The following is a 4251-nucleotide window of genomic DNA, read 5'->3' as shown; positions in this document are numbered from 1 at the left end:
TAGACCTCTTGCATAAATCCGAAAACAAACGATAGAAACAATAATGGGAGGGACTTTCAGTTAATTATTTATTAGTAGTTGATAATCTTCAAAAATGTTGCTGTACAAGGATCGACTTAAGACTTTTGCAAGAGGTCTATTCACATCTTGCCCAAAAGCCAGTTCCATCTTGGCAGCGAACTCTGGACTCCGGGCAAAGTCCCGCAACCTTTCCGTGACTGAACTCCAAGCTGTCTCTAAGACGTAAAATAGACTGCCCCCAACTCTTGGCAGAGAATCGAGTAGGAGACCTTCATCGATAATTATGGAAACAAGCGTACTACTAGCCATGGCACCACTCCTAAGCCTTTCAGGCAATCCCTAGGGTTTTTCTCTCTTTCTGGGCTGAAGGAAGGGCTTTTTTGCCCTTCACGCAACAGTCTTATCGAGTGGGACCACAGTATTCGGTTGAGAGGCACGAGGTTGTCTAGTCTTTCATCAAATCTTCCGACTTCGGCAAACGGGGTGTCTTATCTAATACATTCCCACTTTTGCTCAACTATAAAGTGACCGTCCTTTTTATGTAACCTTCACTTGTACCTACATGGTAGCTCGTTGAGAACAGAGTGTTCGTTAAGTTATATTTAAGGATAAATGGTGGGGTTGGCGTGGAGCGATTGCGGGTAACACTCGGTCAGAAAATTTGGTGTTGTCAGATCAAAATAGGAAAGATGCCATGTAATCTTTCCTATCAAAGTAATTTCAGTTCCGGTGCTGATTCGGAGCATCTTTCAATTTGACAACCCCCATAAGTAGCCTATACTCAAGGGATTTAGTCTCACCTCTGAAAACCCTAAGTTAAATAAGCGATAGTTACCCCCGAACCGCCCTCATTTTGGGGTGCTAATTGAAAGCGTTTTACCTGGGGATGACGGGATAGGAAATCGTGAACACCTTGACGCAATTTCCCCGTACCTTTACCGTGAATAATCCATAATATGCCCGATGGGGTGGCGCGGGTGATCGCCTGTTCGATATCCGTTTCTGACTCTGCCACCCTGGAACCGCGAATATCGACAGTATTATTAGCAGTACGAATTAAAGGAGTCTCCTGGGGTTTTGTGGGAGTTTGGGGCAAATTTTTGGCAGGTTTTGGCGCAGTTTCCACTTTTTGACCATCCAAAGACTCAATCTGATCTAAGGGTAGGGTCATCTTCATCATACCGAAACGCAGGGAAATCTCGTCTGATGCCGGTGAAATTGCTAAAACTTCGGCAGTTTGTCCCAAATTGGGCAAGCGCACCCTTTCCCCCACTTGCGGACGATAATTAACCTTAGTTTTTTCCGTTTTTGGTAATAACCTTTCTGCGATCGCAGTTAACTCCTCTGTGGCTTTTTGGGCATCTTTACCGGTTTTTGTTCCCGCTTGCAATCGGCGAATAACGTCATTAATCTCTGCTTTTGCCGATAGTAAAGCCTTTTGTATCTCCTGCTCCTGATAACGCTTTAATTCTCGCTCTCTCTCCTGTAGAGAATTGGCCCGCGTGGAAACTTCTGTATAAAATTTCTCCGTTTGTTGGAGTAATTGACTAGCTTCCTTAGCTTTTGACTCCTGTTCTCGTCTTTGCGCTTCCAAACCAGCAATTACTTGATTTATCTCCTCCGATAACCCCCCCAGATGATTTCTCGCTTCGGCCACAATTTCGGGACTTAATCCCAAACGCTGGGCAATAGTTAAAGCATTAGAACGCCCCGGAATGCCCCATAATAGTCGGTAAGTGGGGGAAAGAGTGCGATCATCAAACTCTACCGAGGCATTTTCAAAGCGAGAATCTCGATACTTTAACGCCTTTAATTCTCCGTAGTGAGTGGTAGCCACCGTCAGTAAACTATGATCAGCGAGGTATTGTAAAATAGCGATCGCTAAAGGACTTCCCTCGGCCGGATCCGTACCTGCTCCCACCTCATCGAGTAAAACCAAGGAACGAGAATTTAAAGCCGCTAAAATGCGAACAATCCGGCGAATATGACCCGAAAAAGTCGATAAACTCTGTTGCAAAGACTGTTCATCGCCGATATCGGCTAAAACCTGATCGAACCAGGGTATCTCTACCGGTTCCCGCGCTGGAATAAACAGGCCCGCTTTCGCCATTAAAGCCGCTAATCCGAGAGTTTTTAAAGTAACGGTTTTTCCGCCGGTATTTGGTCCGGTGATGGCAACAACGCGAATTTCTGGGGTAATCTGCACATTTATCGGTACGACCTCCCCCCCCTGTTCGTGGTGTTTTTGCCACCAGAGCAAAGGATGGCGCAAATTCCGTAAAGTAATCGTTTCCGAACCATCGATAAAGTGGGGGGGATTACCCTCTAACCATAAACTGTAACGGGCCCTAGCGGTGGCCAGATCGAGCCTAGTAGCGATCGCTAGTAAATATTCTAAGTCCTCAAAGGCTTCGGCGATCAGATTACTTAACTGCCGCAGGATTTTTTCTTCTTCGATTTGTTCCTGACGACGATATTGCCGCAGTTGATTGCCTTGGTCAACGATAGAGTGAGGTTCAATGTAAAAAGTCGCCCCTGTGCTGGAAGTATCGTGAATTATCCCCGGTATTTGCTCTTTTTGCGATGCTTTGACGGGAATCACCCAGCGCTCGCTTCTTTGGGTAATCACCGCTTCTTGGATAGCCCCGCCCTGCTTTTGCATGATATCCTGTAATTTTCGGTAAATTCGCTCTCTAATCACCTTCATTTGTCCCCGAATTTCGCGTAATTGGGGACTAGCGCGATCGGATATCCGGCCATCTTCATCGATACAACGGTGTATTTCCTGTTCTATCTCTGGATAGGTGCGAATTTCCGCTACTAACTCTTTTAAAACCGGTATATCTTCCTGTTCGTCAATTAAACGCCGTAAACGTCGCACTCCGGCCAAAGTCGTGGCAATATGTAAAAGTTCCTGTCCCGATAATAACCCCCCCAGATGCGCTCTTTCTAGGGCATCGCCGATGTCGGTAATCCCATCAAAGGAAAGACGACTATCTAATTTTTGTTCTAAACTATAAACTTCTTTGGTTTGGCAGAGTAGATTTAAACTTTCCTCTTTGCTTTCCGGTAACGGCAATTGACGAATCGCGATCGCACCTAGTTTAGTCGCTGCAAAGGTAGCTAGGTGTTGACATAGCCGCGGCCATTCCAATAATTCTAGGGTTTCGTCTTGAATCAATTTTGTAGTTTTTTATAATACGCTTTGTATTTCTAGTCTAACCAGATTTGGTCTGATTTTTACAGGAGTAGGGTGTGGGGTGTGGGCTTCGGCCGTGAGCTCAGCCGAACGGGTGTGGGGAGATGGGGGGATTTCAACTAATACCCCAAAACCCTAACCCCCCAAAACCCTAACACCCAACCCCTAATCTGTATCTAAATTCCTTTCTGGAGAGAGAATTGCACCTGTTTAAATTCTTGTTTTAAACGTTGTTTGAGTTTGTCGGGGATGGGACGGGAACCGTAGGCGGTATAATAACCAGCCAGAGAGTTTAAGGCTGTTTGCATAGTAGTGAAAGAACGCAAACCCCCGGATTTTTTATCTCGTCGGTAGAGGGAGATGTAATCGTTGATTTGTTCCTTTGCCTGCGACTCAACTGCCGCTTTATTCGGGTCATCTTTGACCACATCAAGGGCTGTGGTTAAAGTTTCAATCACCGTCAGGGTATCCTGTCCATAATTGCCCGTTAACCCTGAACTACTAGAACAACCCATCAATCCGATGACAAGGACGAGAACCAAAGCTAATAAGCGAGAAATGTAAGGTTTTAGAGACATATTTTCAACACCATAAGTTAATCCCAAGTCACCTTATCCTATCAGGAAACTGTGACCAGTTCCCCATAAGAGTCAACTGGCTGTAAAAATCAGGGGTCAAACAGGGGGCAAAGAGCCAAAATATAGGCTTTTTTGGCGGCAAAAGCCCTATTTTTGCCTAAAAGTTGCGATGCTATTAACCCGAAGTGAGTTGATTCTGGACTAATTCGGGCCGCGATCAGGCACTGGTGGCGGTTTCAGGATCGATCGAGATTGGGCTTTGCGAGCGATCAATCTAGAAGATAAGTAGGTAGGTGTTAAAAGTTGTCAGACACCCCCCTTATCAAGCTGTCCTTTAGTCACATCTTTCTTAACATTTCAAACCTTTGTAGCACAAGGCTTTCAAGACTCGGTTAACAATCTGTAATATTCCTTGTTGACACCCTTACTGACAAGGAAAAAACTGAAATCAAG

Annotated in this window: 2 protein-coding genes; both read right to left on the bottom strand. The window is 45.3% G+C overall.

Annotated features, from left to right (window positions below; translation table 11 throughout):
• Positions 1 to 832: 832 nt before the first annotated feature.
• Positions 833 to 3202, bottom strand: a complete 2370-nt coding sequence (locus IM462_RS13270; RefSeq protein WP_287701625.1) for an endonuclease MutS2 — start codon at positions 3200 to 3202, stop codon at positions 833 to 835.
• 194 nt (positions 3203 to 3396) lie between these two features.
• Entirely contained in the window at positions 3397 to 3798 is a 402-nt protein-coding gene (gene psb27, locus IM462_RS13265; RefSeq protein ID WP_104396655.1) for a photosystem II protein Psb27, read from the bottom strand.
• Positions 3799 to 4251 lie beyond the last annotated feature (453 nt).

The sequence above is a fragment of the Microcystis sp. M144S2 genome (genome assembly GCF_020246065.1).
GTDB lineage: Bacteria > Cyanobacteriota > Cyanobacteriia > Cyanobacteriales > Microcystaceae > Microcystis > Microcystis ichthyoblabe_A.
The sequence above is the reverse complement of the archived record's forward strand: the minus strand, read 5'-3'. Positions and strand labels throughout refer to the sequence as shown.